Genomic DNA, 16,480 nt, shown 5'->3' with positions numbered 1-16,480 from the left:
CGATGAACATTGCGCGCGCATCCATTGATCGCCCGATCTATACGTGGCTGATAATCCTGATCGCCCTGTTTGGTGGCGTCTGGGGTTTCCTGTCGTTGGGACGTCTGGAAGATCCGGCCTTCACCATCAAAAACGCGGTCATCGTGACCCAATATCCCGGTGCAACCGCTGAACAGGTGGCGCTGGAGGTATCCGAGCCACTAGAATCCGCCATCCAGCAAATGGGTGAGGTTGATACGATCACATCCGTGAACCAGCCCGGTCTTTCGCTGATCGAGGTTGAGATCCAATCAACATATGACGGAACCGAATTACCTGAAATCTGGACCAAACTGCGCGCCAAAGTGCGTGATACGGCCCGCAGTCTGCCCTCCGGTGTGCAGGCACCGCTGGTCAATGACAGGTTCGGCGATGTGTTCGGACTGTTCTATGCGGTAACGGCTGATGGGTTTTCAGACGCTGAAAAACACGAACTGTCGACCTACTTGCGGCGCGAATTGCTGACCGTCGAAGGCGTCGCAGACGTAGAAGTGATGGGCCTGCCGCAAGAGGCGATCTTTGTGGAGCCCGATCTGGCCATCTCGGTGAACCAGAATGTGCCACTGCAGTCCCTCAACGAGGCCATTGCCAATGCGGATTCGGTGAACGCTTCGGGCTCGGTCCGCTCAGAGAATGACCGCACGACCATCCTGACTGCCGAAGGGTCGGACAGTGTCTCAGCGATTGCGGGATTGTCGGTTGGCTCGCAAGGGCAGGTGATCAACCTGTTTGATATGTCCGACGTGTATCGTGGTCGCCAGACCGACCCCGAGGTGATGATCCGGTTCAACGGCACCGAAGCTTTCACATTGGGCATTGCGGGTCTGTCCACCGAAAACATTGTCGAGGTCGGCAAACGCGCTGATGCAAAATTCGCCGAGCTGGACTCGCAAATCCCGTTTGGCGTCGAAATCCTGCCGATCTACCAACAGCACGTGGTGGTCGAGCAGGCCTCGAATGACTTTCTGGTAAATCTGGCCATGTCCGTGACCATTGTGGTTATCGTACTCGCGGTGTTTATGGGATGGCGCGCGGCGGTTGTTGTCGGCTCGACCCTTTTGTTGACCGTGGTGGGAACGCTTCTGTTCATGTCGATGTTCTCGATCGAGATGGAGCGGATTTCACTGGGTGCGCTGATCATCGCAATGGGTATGCTGGTGGATAACGCGATCGTTGTTGCCGAGGGCATGCAGATTGCGATGCTGCGCGGAAAAAACTCGCGCGATGCCGCGGATGAGGCTGCCTCCAAGACGCAAATCCCGTTGTTGGGCGCGACCGTCATCGGGATCATGGCCTTTGCAGGGATCGGTCTCAGCCCCGATGCGACGGGCGAGTTCCTGTTCTCTCTGTTTGCGGTGATCGGTATTTCACTGCTGCTGAGCTGGGTGCTGGCTCTGACGGTGACACCAATGCTGGGCCACTATTTCTTCAAGCAGGGTGAGGCAGGCGCTGTGGATGCCTATGGCGGGATCATGTTCCGTGTCTACGGCAGCATCCTGCGTTGGGCGCTCCGGTTCCGCTGGCTGGTTGTTGCCGGTTTGATTAGCGTCACTGTTGCCTGTTTCGCCGGGTTTGGACTGGTCAAACAGCAGTTCTTCCCGGATTCGAACACGCCGCTATTCTTCGTGCATTACAAACTGCCGCAAGGTACGCCCATCGCGCGAACGGCCGAGGATATGGCCGTATTCGAAGAATGGCTGGACAAACGCGACGATGTCGTTGCCGTCACCACATTTGTTGGGCAGGGGGCAACCCGGTTTCTGCTGACCTACTCGGCAGAGAAACCGAACCCCAGCTATGGCCACATGATAATCCGCACCGAAACTCTGGATGACATTCCCGCATTGCAGGCTGATCTAGAGGCGTTTGGCTCGGCTCAATTCCCCGAAGGTGAGTTCCGCACCAAGCGTCTGATCTTTGGCCCTGGCGGCGGTGATCCGATCCAGGCCCGGTTCTCGGGCAGTGATCCGGCCGTTCTGCGGAAGCTTGCGGACGAGGCGATTCAGCGGATGCGCGGTGCGTCCGAGAACGCTTTGCATGTCTATCAGGACTGGCGTGAGAAAGAACTGGCGGTTCAGCCTATCTATGCGACAGAACGAGCGCAGACTGCCGGTGTCACCCGTGAAGACATCGCCGGAACGCTGCAATTTTCGACCGATGGCATCAGGGCGGGTGTATTCCGGGAACGCGACCGTTTGATCCCGATCATTATCCGCCGGCCTGCGGACGGAGATTACTCGATCGTCGATCAGGTCGTGTACTCGGATCAGTCCGAAAAGTTTGTGCCAATCGAACAGATGGTCGACGGGTTCGAGTACAAATCGCTCAACACGCTGGTTCATCGTCGTGACCGGGTGCTGACCATTACCGTCGGCGCCGAAATTCCGGCGGGTCTGACGGCGGCTCAGGTCCACTCGGAAGTGCGCGCTGCCATCGAAGAGATGGAACTGCCCGCAGGGTATCGCATGGAGTGGGGTGGCGAGTTCGAAAACGCCGGTGACGCCAACGAAAGCCTGGGCCGTCAGTTGCCGGTCAGCCTGCTGATCATGGTGCTGATTTCGGTGCTGATTTTTAACGCCATCCGTCAGCCGATTATCATCTGGTTGCTGGTGCCGATGTCCGTGAATGGCGTAGTCATTGGGCTGCTGGGCACGGGTCTGCCGTTCACATTCACGGCGCTGCTGGGTCTGCTCAGCCTGTCGGGAATGCTGATCAAGAACGGAATTGTTCTGGTCGAGGAAATCGATCTGGTCCGCGAAACCGGCAAAGGCCTGCGCGAGTCGATCATCGAGGCCTCGGTCTCACGACTGCGCCCTGTGATGTTGGCCGCGATCACCACTATTCTGGGCATGGCGCCATTGCTGACGGATGCGTTCTTCAAGTCCATGGCGGTAACGATTATGGGCGGCCTGGCCTTCGCGACAATCCTGACGATGGTCGCAGCGCCCGTCTTCTACATGATCTTCTTCGCGCGGGACGAAAAGCGTGAGATGAAGACAGCGCAAGTCTGACAAAGATTGCCAGCAGGCGCGTCAGCAAAATTCAAACCTGGCCGGGGTCTTCTCTGGCCGGGTCATTTGCCCAGTCGACGGCTTCAAACGCAGATTGGGTGCTTGGTGCTTTCACGAGATTGGGCATGGCTCCTGGGTCGTAGCTTCGCCATGGGCTCGACGTGATCGCCTTGCAATGCCAAATGCCATGCTCTTTAGGGGTGATCAAGCTTCCACGCGACCTTAACAGGCCGATCGTGTGAATGTGCCATGAAGAAAACCATAGCGGACCGGAAGGAACGATACAGTACTTGGCCCTACACAGTTTGTCGCCGGTTGTTTTGCGTATGTGGTCTGAATGGCGGAAATCCTCGGTGAGGCCAGAAATGGGGTATCTCCATTCAACGCCTAGACGGATCAAACCTGTTGGCCGCTCCCGAGTTAGGTCGAAAATCCTGCCTTTCTTGCTCCATACCAATTCGTCAATGTCGCACTGCAATACGGCGCGGGAACCGGAAAGAAATCTAATTCGCGCGATATTCAAAAGGGTGGTCTGCAAAAACTCGGTATTGTATCGTAGCTTTCCCTTTTTGTCGCGCGTCGCTAACCCGAAGCGAAACGGGGCAGATAACACAACAGGATCTGCGATCCCGCCCCTCTTTAGCGCATCACGAATATCGTCCAGACCATACCGGGAAGAAGCATTGTCAAAGAACAACATCTGCTCCAGCCCATGCACCTGACAATGGTAGCGTGCAAAATCTTCGATCCAAGTCAGGTCGTTGTCACGCGACAGGGTTACGGCAACGTTTTTCCCAGTAAACGGGACCGAGTCTTGCCGGACCGAATTCACCGAAGATTCAACACGTGACCCACTCCAGTCAAATGCCAGCGTACTGGGCTGTTCAGTTGCCCGGAATATCAGGGCGTCATAGAATTCATGGGGTTTCAGGCGGAATTTTCCCGCCTTTTCTCCATCCAGGAAAAACTGACCTTCCTGGATGACATGATAAAGACCAAACAACTTGGGGCAGATCACCGTCAGGCGCCCTTTGGCCCAGAAGGCGTCATACCAGAACGTGTCAAAGTCATACAGGTGTTCAGTGTAGTCCGGGCCGGTATGGCCCGGTTTCATTTCGCGACACAGACCGAGTTCCGTCAGGCTGCTGGCGGCAAGAACTGGATGGCGTGGCTTTGTCAATGTCGTGGCCTCTAAACCTTTTTGCGTTTTCACGTCGACATTGCCTTCGCATTGCGCAGTTTAACTAGTCTCCCGAATCCATTTTCGGGTCATAGTGATAGTAAAACAGGACAGTTTATTCCCGTCCGGGTCGCACAGATAGGTGACATATAAATCAGGCGCATAACAGTCCCGTGTGCAGGGTGGGCCTGCATCCACACCACCGTGCTCCTGCCCCACGGTATAAAACTCTCTGACCTTGGGGGCGCTTTGCACCGGAAACGCGATCATCGTGCCGTTGCGCACATTGGCAGGGTTCACATCCAAGGGCGTGCAAATCTAAAAAACGATCTCATCATCTGGTTCGCTTCCCAGCCTGAACGATCCTCTATCCACCCCGAAAGGCGCGGCAGTTCCAGAACGGTAAAGACTGCGTCCTAAAACCGAACAGCCTGCGGCAGGTCATTGGTCCCATAGGTGGCATAAAGGCGCACGCTTTCACCACTTTACGGTCAGTGCCACGCGTCCCTCATACCGACGGGTTAAAGAAATGCAGCATTGAAAGCTGTTTCTAGATCAACGGGACCAAGGGTACATCACACGCTGCAAGCGTCATCATTGCGGCGAAAACCATAAACCTGCGCATTTGTTTTTTCCTTCTGCTCAATCACAGAAAAGATGCGCGCCCGGCGACATAAGGTCAACGGGCGCGCGAAACGTTCGGTCGTGTAAGCAGGTTAAGGCCGATCAGCCCTGCAGCGATCTAACCTCGACATCACCCTCGGTCTGGGCCTTGATCGCCAGTGCGGCGGCGTGGCTTGCGGCAGCTGTCGTGTAGTATGGGATCTTGTCATACAGTGCGATGGATCGGATGGCTTTGCTGTCCTCAACCGCTTGAGCACCTTCGGTGGTGTTCATCAACAGCTGAACCTGGCCGTCTTTCAACATATCGACCACGTCCGGGCGGCCCTCATAGACCTTGTTGACGATCTCACAGGCAACGCCCTGCTCGGCCAGCCAGCTTTGTGTGCCGCGGGTCGCGACAAGCGAGAAGCCTTGTTCCGTCAGAACTTGAGCGGCTTCAAGCATAGCGGCACCTTTATCGGCGTCCTTGATCGAGATAAATGCGCGACCCGAGGACGGTAGAACCATGCCTGCGCCCATCTGCGCCTTGAGGAAAGCACGCGGGAAGTCGCGGTCCCAGCCCATGACCTCGCCAGTGGAACGCATTTCCGGGCCCAGAATGGTGTCAACGCCGGGGAAGCGGGCAAAAGGCAAAACAGCCTCTTTCACCGAGAACCACGGCATGTCCGGATCGGCCAGCGTCATCTGGTCGGCAATCTTGGTGTCCTGACCTTCCTTATATGCTGGGCGCATGGGGAAGTTCGACAGTTTCTCACCGGCCATGACGCGCGCTGCAATCGAAGCAATTGCGCTGTCGGTCGCCTTGGCCACAAACGGTACTGTCCGCGAGGCGCGCGGGTTCACTTCGATCAGGTAGATCTCATCGTCTTTGATCGCGAACTGCACATTCATCAGGCCGACAACGTTCAGCGCTTTGGCCAGCTTGAACGTCTGGCCCTTGATCTGATCGATAATCTCTGCCGATAGCGAGTAGGGCGGCAGCGAACAGGCCGAGTCGCCGGAATGGACGCCCGCCTCTTCGATATGCTGCATGATGCCAGCCACATGCACGTCAGTGCCGTCGCACAGCGCGTCCACGTCCAGCTCAACTGCACCAGCCAAGTAGCTGTCCAGCAGTACTGGGCTGTCGCCCGAGACGACCACGGCCTCGTTGATGTAGCGCCTCAGTTGATCCATATCGCGCACGATTTCCATCGCGCGACCACCCAGAACGTAAGAGGGGCGGATCACCAGCGGGAAACCGATCTCTTCAGCAATATCCAGCGCCTGCGCGTCGGTTGATGCGATGCCGTTTCTGGGCTGTTTCAGGCCCAGATCATTGACCAGCGCCTGGAAGCGTTCACGATCCTCGGCCAGATCGATGGCATCCGGAGTAGTGCCCAGGATCGGAATGCCTTCGGCTTCCAGCGCGTTGGCCAGTTTCAGGGGGGTCTGACCGCCGTACTGAACAATCACGCCGTGCAGGGTGCCGTTTTCCTGTTCCTTCGTCAGGATTTCCATGACGTGTTCGAAAGTCAGAGGTTCAAAATACAGACGATCCGAGGTGTCGTAGTCGGTCGACACGGTCTCGGGGTTGCAGTTAATCATGATGGTTTCATAACCAGCGTCGGTCAGCGCGAAACAGGCGTGGCAGCAGCAATAGTCGAACTCGATGCCTTGACCAATCCGGTTCGGGCCACCGCCAAGGATGACGACTTTCTTGCGGTCAGACGGACGCGCCTCGCATTCTACGTCACCCATCATGGGGGCTTCGTAGGTCGAGTACATATAGGGCGTCTGCGCCTCGAACTCGGCGGCGCAGGTGTCGATGCGTTTGAACACGGCTGTAACGCCCAGATTGCGGCGCGCCCGGCGGACGTTGTCTTCGTTACGACCAGTCAGATTTCCCAAACGCGCGTCAGTAAAGCCCAGCATCTTGAGCTTACGGATGCCTTCCTCGGTCACGGGCAGGCCGTCTTTGCGCACCTGGCGTTCGGCTTCGATTATCTCGCGGATACGGGCAAGGAACCAAGGGTCGAACTTGGTGACGCCAAAGATCTCATCGTCGGTCAGCCCGTGGCGCATTGCTTGCGCGATGGTGCGCAGACGGTCAGGTGTCTGCTGGCTGATTGCCTTGATGACGGCGGCCTTGTCGTCGGCTTCGTCCCAGACACCGACATTCAGGCCGGGGATTTCCACCTCATCAAACCCGGTCAGACCCGATTCCATCGAAGCCAGCGCCTTTTGCATCGATTCGTGGATGGTACGGCCGATAGACATGGCCTCACCCACCGATTTCATGGCGGTGGTCAGATAAGGTTCAGACCCAGGGAATTTCTCGAAGGCGAATTTCGGGATCTTGGTGACGACATAGTCGATGGTCGGCTCGAACGAGGCAGGCGTGACCTTGGTGATATCGTTGTCCAGTTCGTCCAGCGTGTAGCCCACAGCCAGCTTGGCGGCGATCTTGGCAATCGGGAATCCGGTTGCCTTTGACGCCAGCGCCGAAGACCGCGATACGCGCGGGTTCATCTCGATCACGACCATACGACCGTCGACCGGGTTGATCGCCCATTGCACGTTCGAACCACCGGTCTCGACGCCGATCTCGCGTAGTACGGCAATCGAGTGATTGCGCATGACCTGGTATTCTTTGTCGGTCAGCGTCAGGGCCGGGGCAACGGTGATCGAGTCACCCGTGTGCACGCCCATTGGGTCGATGTTTTCGATGGAACAGACGATGATGGCATTGTCGGCGGTGTCGCGCACCACCTCCATCTCATATTCTTTCCAGCCCAAAAGGCTTTCATCGATCAGGATCTGGCCCACTGGCGAGGCATCCATGCCGGTCCGACAAATATGGATATAGTCTTCGCGGTTATACGCCACGCCGCCGCCTGTGCCGCCCAGCGTAAAGGCGGGGCGGATGATGGCGGGTAAGCCCACATTTTCAAGGGTTTCGAGGGCCAGCGCCACACCGGCGTCCAGGTCTTTCTTGCCGCTTACGTTCTTGGGGGCAGTCACGATCTCGGCCTTGGGATTTTCGATGCCCAGCCGGTCCATCGCCTCGCGGAACAAGGCGCGGTCTTCGGCCATTTCAATGGCGTCGCGCTTGGCACCGATCATCTCGACGCCAAACTTGTCCAGCACGCCCATCTCTTCCAGCGCGAGCGAGGTGTTCAGGCCGGTCTGCCCGCCCATGGTGGGCAGCAGCGCGTCGGGGCGTTCTTTTTCAATGATCTTGGCGACAACTTCTGGCGTGATCGGTTCGATATATGTCGCGTCGGCCAGCCCGGGGTCGGTCATGATCGTGGCGGGGTTTGAGTTCACCAGAATGACCCGGTATCCTTCTTCCCGTAGTGCCTTGCAGGCCTGAGCGCCGGAATAGTCGAACTCGCAAGCCTGACCAATAACAATGGGGCCCGCCCCGATGATCATGATCGACTGAATGTCGGTTCTTCTCGGCATGGCCACGTTCCTTCGATTGTCCGCGATTCAGGGCACCCCCAAGCGCCCAAATTGTCCTGCGTTATAGGGACCGCGCGAAAAGGCGCAAGGGGGATCGGAAACAGGGGCGAAATTGCCGCTTTCCCCCCTTTCCCTTGGCGGCGTATTCTCTATACCGCGCAGCACGGCAAATGAGGATGCAATTGCGTATTCGTTTTGATCAGGGGCCAGCCGGGTCAGGAACCAGTTTTGACCGGCCAGCCGAGATGATCCGCGCGGACAATGCGGAGGACGTGCCCCAAGCGTTGGAGGCGCTGGACGAGGCGCGCGCGCAAGGGGCTTGGTTAGCTGGCTATGCCAGCTATGAGCTGGGGTACGTGCTGGAACCGCGCCTGTCTGACCGCATGCCAGATGGCCGCCGGCTGCCTTTACTATGCTTCGGCGTTTATGACCGCCCCATTCAGCGGGAATTGCCGGTTGCATCCGGCGGGGTGACCCAATTTGAACCGCGCTGGGACGAGGCGCGGTACACGCAGGCGTTTCAACACGTGCATGACGCCATTGGGGCAGGGGATATCTATCAGGCCAACCTGACATTCCCGATTGATATGACTGTAGAGGGCGACAGCGCCGCGCTTTATGCCGCGCTCACGGCCGGACAGCCCGTAGGTCATGGCGCGCTGATCCAGCAGGATGGGTTGCCCGATCTACTCAGCCGGTCTCCCGAGCTGTTCTTTCGCACGAACGCGGACCGCGGGATCGAAACCCGCCCGATGAAGGGGACCCAACCCCGCAGCGAGGATATGGCTGAAGACGCCCGGCGTCGGGCGTTCCTGGCGGTCGACGAAAAGAACCGGGCTGAAAACCTGATGATCGTGGATCTGTTGCGCAACGATATCAGCCGCGTCGCGATGCCCGGATCCGTCAAGGTGCCCGAGCTGTTCAAGGTCGAAACCTATGCGACTGTGCATCAGATGATCTCGCTGGTGCAGGCGCAGCTGCACATGGGCGCCGAGCTGTCCGATATCCTGACGGCTCTGTTTCCCTGCGGTTCCATCACCGGTGCTCCCAAAATTCGAGCCATGGAGATTTTGTCCAATCTCGAACCCTGGCCTCGCGATGTTTATTGCGGTGCGATCGGCTGGGCCGCGCCGGACGGGCGTTCAGAATTCAACGTGGCGATCCGGACGCTGATGGTCGAGGATGGCTCGGCCACCCTCAACGTCGGCGGTGGAGTGATCTGGGACAGCACGGCCCCATCGGAATATGAGGAAGCGCTATGGAAAGCTCGCTTTGCCCACCAGCTGACCCTGACTTCCGCCTGATCGAAACACTGGCCTTTCGACCCGGGCAAGGGTTCGTTCGCCGAGATCGGCATCTGGCCCGTATGGCTCGGTCAGCTGTGGCCATGGGCATTCCTTTCGATGCGGGCGCCGCTATCCAGGCACTGGACAATGTCGTAGGGCAATCACCTCAGCGTTGCCGGCTTACGCTGGCAGTTGATGGAACATACGATGTGACAACCGGAGTACTGGCCGGTAACCCACCATTATGGCGGGTCGCGGTCACCAAAATGCGGCTTTCCGCGTCGGATGTTTGGTTGCAGCACAAGACGACCCAACGCTCTGTTTACGACACGGCTCGCGCATCGCTGCCGGACGGAATAGACGAATTTCTGTTCCTGAACGAGCGTGACGAGCTGTGCGAAGGGACCATCACCAACCTGTTCCTGCACATGCCGGACGGCCGACGTCTGACGCCAAAGCTGACCTGCGGATTGCTTCCGGGAATTCTGCGAGAAGAACTACTTGATAATAAACAGGTTGCCGAAAGCGTCTTGTCCTTGACCGATCTGCAAAACGCGGAAAAAGTTTTCGTAGGGAATTCCTTACGTGGCCTGATCCGGTCGGAATTGGCGGTATTGTGAGCAAACAGAGCGATTGGGCGCGCGACGGAACGCATCACCTGCGGCTACGGCTGGAGTTCGGCCTATTCTTTGTCGCTGTGCCAGTTCTGATCGCGGTCTTTTTCCCTCCGAATTGGATGTTTCCGTCGCTGTTCACCTTCACGGCCATCGGTATCATCCTGCTCCATTACACGCCTGGTTTTACCTGGTCCGAACTTCGGTACAACTGGCGCAATTGGACGTGGCGCGAAATCGCTCTTTTTGCTGTTGCCATGACGGCGTTTTGCTCGGCGGTCGTTATGGCGATGCGACCGGACGTTGCATTTCGCATGCTTCTCTACCGGCCCGAATTCCTGGCAGTGATCTGGCTGGCGTACCCGATCGCTTCGGCTCTGCCGCAAGAGCTTCTGTTCCGATCACTGTTTTTCCGCCGCTACCAGGCGATCCTTCCAAACGGGAAGGCGGCTTACCTACTGAACGCGTCCCTGTTTTCGCTGGCCCACCTGATGTACTGGAGCTGGATTGTCGCCATCATGACCTTTGGCGGAGGACTGTTGTTCACTTGGGCCTACCGCCAACGCGGGTCGTTTTTCTACGCGGTCCTGCTGCACGCTATTGCGGGGAATGTTATCTTTGCGGCGGGTCTGGGCATCTATTTCTATTCCGGCAATGTGCAAAGGCCGTTTTGACGGCGCGACCTGCCTTGACTTTCCAAGCCTGACAGGGTGTACCGGCGCGACGAATTCTACGCCCGAAGGGATAAATCCATGCACGCCTACCGCAGCCACACCTGCGCCGCACTGACCGCCGCCAATGTCGGTGAAACCGTCCGCCTGTCCGGTTGGGTGCATCGGGTACGAGATCACGGCGGCGTGCTGTTCATCGATCTGCGCGATCATTTCGGTGTGACACAGGTTCTGTGTGATGGCGACAGTGCAGCTTTTGCCGAGCTTGAGAAAGTACGTTCGGAATGGTGTATCCGCATCGACGGCACCGTCAAAGCACGTGACCCGGAGCTGGTGAACTCGAAACTGCCGACCGGTGAGATTGAAGTTTACGTGCGAGAGCTTGAGGTTCTGGGCGCGGCTGACGAACTGCCGCTGATGGTGTTCGGAGATCAAGAATACCCCGAAGAAACGCGTCTGCGCTACCGTTACCTGGACCTGCGCCGCGAGGCGATGCAGCAGAACATGACCCTGCGTTCGGACGTTGTCGCCTCGATGCGCAAGCGCATGTGGGATCAGGGCTTCCGCGAATATCAGACGCCGATTATCACCGCATCGTCGCCTGAAGGCGCGCGTGACTTCCTTGTGCCGTCGCGTTTGCACCCGGGCAAGTTCTACGCGCTGCCACAGGCCCCACAGCAGTTCAAACAGCTGATCATGGTGTCGGGCTTCGACAAGTATTTTCAGATCGCGCCCTGCTTCCGTGACGAAGACCCACGTGCCGACCGCTCGCCCACTGATTTCTACCAGCTTGACCTTGAGATGTCGTTTGTCGAACAGCAGGACGTGTTCGACACGATCCAGCCGGTTCTGACCGGTGTGTTCGAAGAGTTCGGCGGAGGGCGTAAGGTCGATCAGGAATGGCCGCAGATTTCCTACAAGGATGCTGCATTGTGGTACGGTTCCGACAAGCCGGACCTGCGCAACCCTATTAAAATGCAAGTGGTCTCTGACCACTTCCGCGGGTCTGGCTTCGCGATTTTCGCGAAGCTGCTGGAGCAGGAAGGCACCGAAATCCGCGCCATCCCCGCGCCGACCGGTGGTAGCCGTAAGTTCTGCGACCGCATGAACGCCTTTGCTCAGAAAGAGGGTCTGCCCGGCATGGGCTACATCTTCTGGCGCGATCAGGGCGAAGGGATGGAGGCCGCAGGTCCGCTGGCTAAAAACATCGGCCCCGAACGCACCGAGGCCATCCGTCAGCAACTGGGTCTGGGTGTCGGAGATGCGGCATTCTTCCTGGGTGGCAAGCCCAAAGCCTTTGAAAAGGTCGCTGGTAAAGCGCGTGATGTGATCGGTGAGGAACTGAACCTGACCGAGAAAGACCGCTTCGCCTTTGCCTGGATCGTGGATTTTCCGATCTACGAGCAGGACGAAGAATCCGGTGCCATCGACTTTGAACACAACCCGTTCTCGATGCCGCAGGGCGGAATGGAGGCTCTGGAAGGCAATCCTCTGGACGTGCGCGGCTATCAGTACGACCTCGCCTGTAATGGATATGAGCTGGTGTCGGGTGCGATCCGAAACCACAAGCCCGAGATCATGCTGAAGGCCTTTGAGCTGGCAGGCTATGGCGAGGATGAAGTCAAAAGCCGCTTTGGTGCGTTGTTCAACGCCTTCCATTTTGGTGCCCCGCCGCACGGTGGCTGCGCCGCTGGTATCGACCGTATCGTGATGCTGCTGGCCGATGAAGCCAACATCCGCGAGGTCATGATGTTCCCCATGAACCAGCGTGCCGAGGACCTGATGATGGACGCACCATCCGATCCGACTTCGGATCAGATGATGGAGCTGGGCCTGCGGATCATCCCTCAAGACTGAGAATGACAAAACCCGCTGCTTACCCTGCAGCGGGTTTTCTCATGGTTTGCGCTTGTACAAAGGTCATGGCTATGGACCGGTATTCATAGCTTGGTCACAGGTCTGCATAGCCCGTTTGTTGGCGACCTATTCCCATGGGTCCTTAAATGACTTCCGGCTGGAGCGAATATCACGGGCGGTAGCGCGGGTTTGCCAGTAGACCCAAAGGCACAGGATCGTTGCGGTTATGAAGTAAGCGGTCATCATCTCAAATCGCCTCACGTTGTTCCAAACGGGTCTGCACAATCCCGGCGACCTGAGCGGCGACGGCCGTTACTGGGGTCCCGTCTGCCCGGGACTCGGCCAGCCGCTGCGCCGCTTCTGCCAGAACTGTATCGTCGGCATCGCGGGCGACCCCGCGCAGAAACTGTGCCGCGTAATCCAGCGTGCGCTGATCATTCGGACCAGCCAGAATGTCGGCGATATGGGCCATGTCATCCTGATAGGCCAACGGATCGGCGTTAATGATTTCATCCCGGACGGCATGCAGGCTGCTGGGGCGGCGATCTTCGGGCAAACGTTCCAGAACGGATGTCTGGAAATAGGCCAGCGATTTGAGGGGTTTTTCCAGAAAACCGTCGGCACCGGCCCGCATTGCGGTGCGTTTCATGTGGTCATCCCCGGACATGCCAAGAATGGCCCCAATACGGGGCGCAGCCTCAGACAGATCGGCGATCAGATCCGCGCCGGACCCGTCCGGCAGCCCCATGTCCACAATGATGACAGAGGGGCGGTAGATCTGCAGGTGACGCCGTGCCGATTGCAGGCAATCCGCCCGCCTGATGCGCGCGCCGCTGTGCAGGCACATCAAGCGGATGGCGTCGCAGGCATAGCGGCTGTCTTCCACAACCAGAATAGTTTGTCCCAGCAGGGGCCGCGTGGCCGTCGGCTGCGCGGGAGAGGCGAAGGGGCTCGAATCGTCCATGGCGGAACTCCTAATCAGCAGATACCTCACGCTAGGAACTTCTGGCTAACAGGGCGTTAACGGCAATTTGGCGCACTTGTTCTTTGTTCAATCTGCCCCCATAACCGCTGCAATGCAGAATAGAGGAGAGTTCCATGATTGGTCGACTGAACCACGTAGCCATTGCCGTACCCGATCTTGAGGCCGCCTCTGAGCAGTACCGCAACGCGCTGGGCGCGAAAGTCGGCGCGCCACAGGATGAGCCGGATCACGGCGTCACAGTTGTGTTCATCGAACTGCCCAATACCAAGATCGAACTGCTCTATCCGTTGGGCGATGACAGCCCGATCAACGGGTTTCTGGAAAAGAACCCCGCTGGCGGCATCCACCATGTCTGCTATGAGGTCGAGGATATCATCGCTGCCCGCGATCACCTGAAGGAAACCGGCGCACGCGTGCTGGGTTCGGGTGAGCCCAAGATCGGTGCGCATGGTAAACCGGTGCTGTTCCTGCACCCTAAAGATTTTAACGGCTGCCTGGTCGAGCTGGAACAGGTGTAACCTAACCCCGGAGGGGATGAGATGTCGATTACTGGTGCGGCCGTTCTGTTCGCCGTGATCTGGTTCATGACCTTGCTGGTGGTGCTGCCAATCCGCATCAAGACGCAGGGCGATCTGGGTGATATCGTTCCGGGCACCCACGCGGGCGCACCGGAAGAGCATCACCTGAAGAAAAAGATGTGGATCACCACCGGTATCACGGTGGTGCTCTGGGCCATTATAGCAGGCATCATCCTGTCCGGCGTGATTTCTGTGCGTGATTTCGACTGGCTGAACCAGCTGGAGCCGCGCGGTTGATCTTTAAGCCATAGGCCCTGATAGCTTGTGGTAGATATGGGTGAACGTTGCGACGCCAAGGATTGGGATCACAAGGTTCACCAGGGGCACGGATAGCGGGATCGCCATCAAAATGCCTGCCATCCAGATGGTCGTTGCGTGTTTGGCGCGCAGCTTACGTGCACCTTCCCGACCCAACCTGCGCATGGCAGCCAACGTAAAGTATTCTCGTCCCAACAAGAAACCGTTCATGCCCCAGAAGATGAAGGGGGCGAGCGGAGTAAAGATCGCATAGAGGATCAGGGCCAGCAGATTGGCAACGACCAAAACCCCCATGAAGCTCAGCCCGTCGCGCAGGCTTTCGCTGAACGGAATGCCGGGAACAGTTGGCAAAGATGGGTAATGCTTGTCTTCGACCGCTTGCGCAACGTCTTCCAGAAACATCGACGTAATCGCCGAGGCCACCGGGACCATCAGAAATACGGGCAGGATCAGGACCACAAAGATGCCGGAATAGTTCAGCACGTCGTTCAGCCACGGCACGGCACCAATAAAGGGCAGAGAGATCTCGTTCCCCGACAGCCGGTTGATCAGCCAGATTGCCAAAGCACAGGCGGCGATCAGCAAAACGATCGTCAGACCAACGCCGCGCAACAGGACAGCCCGGAACTTTGGGTCGCCGATCTGTCCCAGCGCTGCAAAAAAGGCGTTGAGAATGGTCATTCCGAAACCCACTGCGTCAACCCATCCACGTCAGGGCGGGGTCTTTCGGGCGGTGCTTTGCCCTCGGTCGCGATATGGACCAGACCCGCGACGCGTTCGTTTTCTTGCAGCCCGAACGCTTTTTGGCAAAAGTCGCGGTCGTGGGTCTGCCAACCGGACAGCCAGTTTGCGCCCCAACCCGCAGCAAGTGCCGCGTTCAGCAAAGCCAGGCACACTGCGCCAGCGGAATAGGTCTGTTCGATTGCAGGGATTTTCGCGGAGGGTTTTTGAACCTCGATCACGGCGACCGCCAGATGGCCCATGTCGAACTGGTTGCGGGCCTTGGCTATGTCCTCAGCGGATTTACCCAGCGCCGAGCCACATTCTTCGGTCAATTGCGCAAGGCGCGGCATGGCACTATTCTCAAGCACGATAAAACGCCAGGGTTCCAGCTTGCCATGATCCGGGCTGCGTGCAGCGGCGGTCAGCAGGGGCAACAGCTGGTCCCGCGTGGGGGCGGGTTCAATCAGCGTTTTTGCAGGGCGCGACCGGCGCGATTGCAGAAACTCCAGAGCGGCCGGATTCTTCAAGGACATATGTTAACTTCCTTTACATAGGCGGTTGTGTATGTGGTTGAACATCTGGCGGGTTTCAAGGGCAAGTGGCTGGATGCAGGAGATCAATTTCACTCCCTGAGCGTTCGTGCAAGGGTGTTCAAGAAGAAGAAAGGGAAGATGGCCAAACCAAAGCTGCGAAATGTACCGGATCTGAGTGCGCGCGCCGTACCCGATGAAGGGATCGAGGTCCGGGTCACGCCGAAAGCTGCGAAGGATGGGATTTTGACCGATCAGGGAAACATTCGCATCTTCGTCACCGCGCCGCCCGAAAACGGCAAGGCAAACGAGGCGGCGCGTAACATATTGGCCGTGGCCATGGGGGTGGCACCGTCTACTCTGATTCTCAGGCGGGGGCAGGCGTCGCGCGACAAGGTATTTGTCTATTTACCCTGATCCGGTGTTTCCCGGATTTGGTACACGCCTTCCGGCAGATCTAAAGCCGCCGCCAGATCGCGCACCTGTTCAGGGGATAACGTGATCCTCTGAATCTGATCCGTGCGCGGGTCCAATTGTTCAAGCGTCACACATTCGGCGAAGCTGTTGATGACGACATCCTCTTGCAAAGGCTTTGGGCCTTCGTCCACCAGAGTAATGACTGTCGAGTCGAATTCATGCTCAATCGAAAACATGAAAGCAGAGTGCAGGTCAGCCGA

14 protein-coding genes are annotated in these 16,480 nt (G+C 57.9%); 8 read left to right on the top strand and 6 right to left on the bottom strand.

Going from position 1 to position 16,480, the window contains the following annotated elements:
• Positions 1 to 2: 2 nt before the first annotated feature.
• Positions 3 to 3,050: an efflux RND transporter permease subunit gene (locus AC2FIO_RS05360; protein ID WP_496696133.1), complete on the top strand. Its 3,048-nt coding sequence runs from the start codon at positions 3 to 5 to the stop codon at positions 3,048 to 3,050.
• 31 nt (positions 3,051 to 3,081) lie between these two features.
• Here AC2FIO_RS05360 and AC2FIO_RS05355 read toward each other — a convergent pair whose 3' ends face one another.
• Positions 3,082 to 4,263, bottom strand: a complete 1,182-nt coding sequence (locus AC2FIO_RS05355; protein ID WP_496696130.1) for a hypothetical protein — start codon at positions 4,261 to 4,263, stop codon at positions 3,082 to 3,084.
• A gap of 693 nt (positions 4,264 to 4,956) precedes the next feature.
• On the bottom strand, positions 4,957 to 8,301 hold the full coding sequence (carB, locus tag AC2FIO_RS05350) for a carbamoyl-phosphate synthase large subunit (RefSeq protein ID WP_496696129.1): 3,345 nt from the start codon (positions 8,299 to 8,301) through the stop codon (positions 4,957 to 4,959).
• A 176-nt stretch (positions 8,302 to 8,477) separates the two neighbouring features.
• Between carB and AC2FIO_RS05345 the strand changes: the two genes are divergently transcribed.
• The 4 genes from AC2FIO_RS05345 (at position 8,478) to aspS (ending at position 12,729) form a co-directional block, all read left to right on the top strand.
• A complete protein-coding gene (locus AC2FIO_RS05345) occupies positions 8,478 to 9,605 on the top strand; it encodes an aminodeoxychorismate synthase component I (RefSeq protein WP_496696517.1) in 1,128 nt (375 codons plus the stop codon).
• Positions 9,560 to 10,207 (top strand): aminotransferase class IV family protein, encoded by a 648-nt coding sequence (locus AC2FIO_RS05340; protein ID WP_496696127.1) that lies wholly within the window; start codon positions 9,560 to 9,562, stop codon positions 10,205 to 10,207. The genes AC2FIO_RS05345 and AC2FIO_RS05340 overlap by 46 nt, the downstream gene beginning before the upstream one ends.
• The gene (locus AC2FIO_RS05335) at positions 10,204 to 10,875 is read left to right on the top strand and encodes a CPBP family intramembrane glutamic endopeptidase (protein WP_496696125.1); all 672 of its coding nucleotides are present in this window, start codon (positions 10,204 to 10,206) and stop codon (positions 10,873 to 10,875) included. Before AC2FIO_RS05340 ends, AC2FIO_RS05335 begins: the two co-directional genes overlap by 4 nt.
• Positions 10,876 to 10,953: 78 nt before the next feature.
• Positions 10,954 to 12,729 (top strand): aspartate--tRNA ligase, encoded by a 1,776-nt coding sequence (gene aspS, locus AC2FIO_RS05330; RefSeq protein ID WP_496696122.1) that lies wholly within the window; start codon positions 10,954 to 10,956, stop codon positions 12,727 to 12,729.
• Positions 12,730 to 12,976: 247 nt separating this feature from the next.
• Here the strand turns inward: aspS and AC2FIO_RS05325 are convergent, their stop codons facing one another.
• Positions 12,977 to 13,693, bottom strand: a complete 717-nt coding sequence (locus AC2FIO_RS05325) for a response regulator (protein WP_108859308.1) — start codon at positions 13,691 to 13,693, stop codon at positions 12,977 to 12,979.
• Between the two features lie 134 nt (positions 13,694 to 13,827).
• On the opposite strand from AC2FIO_RS05325, the gene mce reads away from it, so the two are divergent.
• A complete protein-coding gene (gene mce / locus AC2FIO_RS05320) occupies positions 13,828 to 14,232 on the top strand; it encodes a methylmalonyl-CoA epimerase (RefSeq protein ID WP_109313240.1) in 405 nt (134 codons plus the stop codon).
• Positions 14,233 to 14,253: 21 nt separating this feature from the next.
• Positions 14,254 to 14,529 carry a DUF1467 family protein gene (locus AC2FIO_RS05315; protein WP_058275562.1) on the top strand — a complete coding sequence of 92 codons (276 nt, stop codon included), beginning with the start codon at positions 14,254 to 14,256 and terminating at the stop codon, positions 14,527 to 14,529.
• Positions 14,530 to 14,532: 3 nt separating this feature from the next.
• Here AC2FIO_RS05315 and AC2FIO_RS05310 read toward each other — a convergent pair whose 3' ends face one another.
• Together AC2FIO_RS05310 and AC2FIO_RS05305 are read right to left on the bottom strand one after the other, a co-directional pair.
• Positions 14,533 to 15,231: an EI24 domain-containing protein gene (locus AC2FIO_RS05310; protein WP_282119006.1), complete on the bottom strand. Its 699-nt coding sequence runs from the start codon at positions 15,229 to 15,231 to the stop codon at positions 14,533 to 14,535.
• Positions 15,228 to 15,806, bottom strand: a complete 579-nt coding sequence (locus tag AC2FIO_RS05305; RefSeq protein ID WP_496696120.1) for a nitroreductase family protein — start codon at positions 15,804 to 15,806, stop codon at positions 15,228 to 15,230. Before AC2FIO_RS05305 ends, AC2FIO_RS05310 begins: the two co-directional genes overlap by 4 nt.
• Positions 15,807 to 15,944: 138 nt before the next feature.
• Here AC2FIO_RS05305 and AC2FIO_RS05300 point away from each other — a divergent pair, with 138 nt between their 5' ends.
• Positions 15,945 to 16,220 (top strand): DUF167 domain-containing protein, encoded by a 276-nt coding sequence (locus AC2FIO_RS05300; protein WP_496696119.1) that lies wholly within the window; start codon positions 15,945 to 15,947, stop codon positions 16,218 to 16,220.
• Here the strand turns inward: AC2FIO_RS05300 and AC2FIO_RS05295 are convergent.
• Complete coding sequence (locus AC2FIO_RS05295) at positions 16,208 to 16,456, bottom strand: DUF8831 family protein (RefSeq protein WP_058275565.1); 249 nt, start codon at positions 16,454 to 16,456, stop codon at positions 16,208 to 16,210. The genes AC2FIO_RS05300 and AC2FIO_RS05295 overlap by 13 nt on opposite strands.
• Positions 16,457 to 16,480: the final 24 nt, after the last annotated feature.

The organism is Ruegeria sp. CDSB086, from assembly GCF_059611065.1.
Note: the sequence above shows the minus strand (reverse complement) of the source record. Positions and strands in the feature narration are given on the sequence as shown.

Coding starts and splice junctions, on each gene's coding strand:
- AC2FIO_RS05360 (WP_496696133.1), top strand. CDS start 3: ATGAACATTGCGCGCGCATCCATTGATCGCCCGATCTATACGTGGCTG.
- AC2FIO_RS05315 (WP_058275562.1), top strand. CDS start 14,254: ATGTCGATTACTGGTGCGGCCGTTCTGTTCGCCGTGATCTGGTTCATG.
- mce (WP_109313240.1), top strand. CDS start 13,828: ATGATTGGTCGACTGAACCACGTAGCCATTGCCGTACCCGATCTTGAG.
- AC2FIO_RS05295 (WP_058275565.1), bottom strand. CDS start 16,456: ATGTTTTCGATTGAGCATGAATTCGACTCGACAGTCATTACTCTGGTG.
- AC2FIO_RS05325 (WP_108859308.1), bottom strand. CDS start 13,693: ATGGACGATTCGAGCCCCTTCGCCTCTCCCGCGCAGCCGACGGCCACG.
- AC2FIO_RS05340 (WP_496696127.1), top strand. CDS start 9,560: ATGGAAAGCTCGCTTTGCCCACCAGCTGACCCTGACTTCCGCCTGATC.
- AC2FIO_RS05305 (WP_496696120.1), bottom strand. CDS start 15,806: ATGTCCTTGAAGAATCCGGCCGCTCTGGAGTTTCTGCAATCGCGCCGG.
- carB (WP_496696129.1), bottom strand. CDS start 8,301: ATGCCGAGAAGAACCGACATTCAGTCGATCATGATCATCGGGGCGGGC.
- AC2FIO_RS05300 (WP_496696119.1), top strand. CDS start 15,945: ATGGCCAAACCAAAGCTGCGAAATGTACCGGATCTGAGTGCGCGCGCC.
- AC2FIO_RS05345 (WP_496696517.1), top strand. CDS start 8,478: ATGCAATTGCGTATTCGTTTTGATCAGGGGCCAGCCGGGTCAGGAACC.
- AC2FIO_RS05310 (WP_282119006.1), bottom strand. CDS start 15,231: ATGACCATTCTCAACGCCTTTTTTGCAGCGCTGGGACAGATCGGCGAC.
- aspS (WP_496696122.1), top strand. CDS start 10,954: ATGCACGCCTACCGCAGCCACACCTGCGCCGCACTGACCGCCGCCAAT.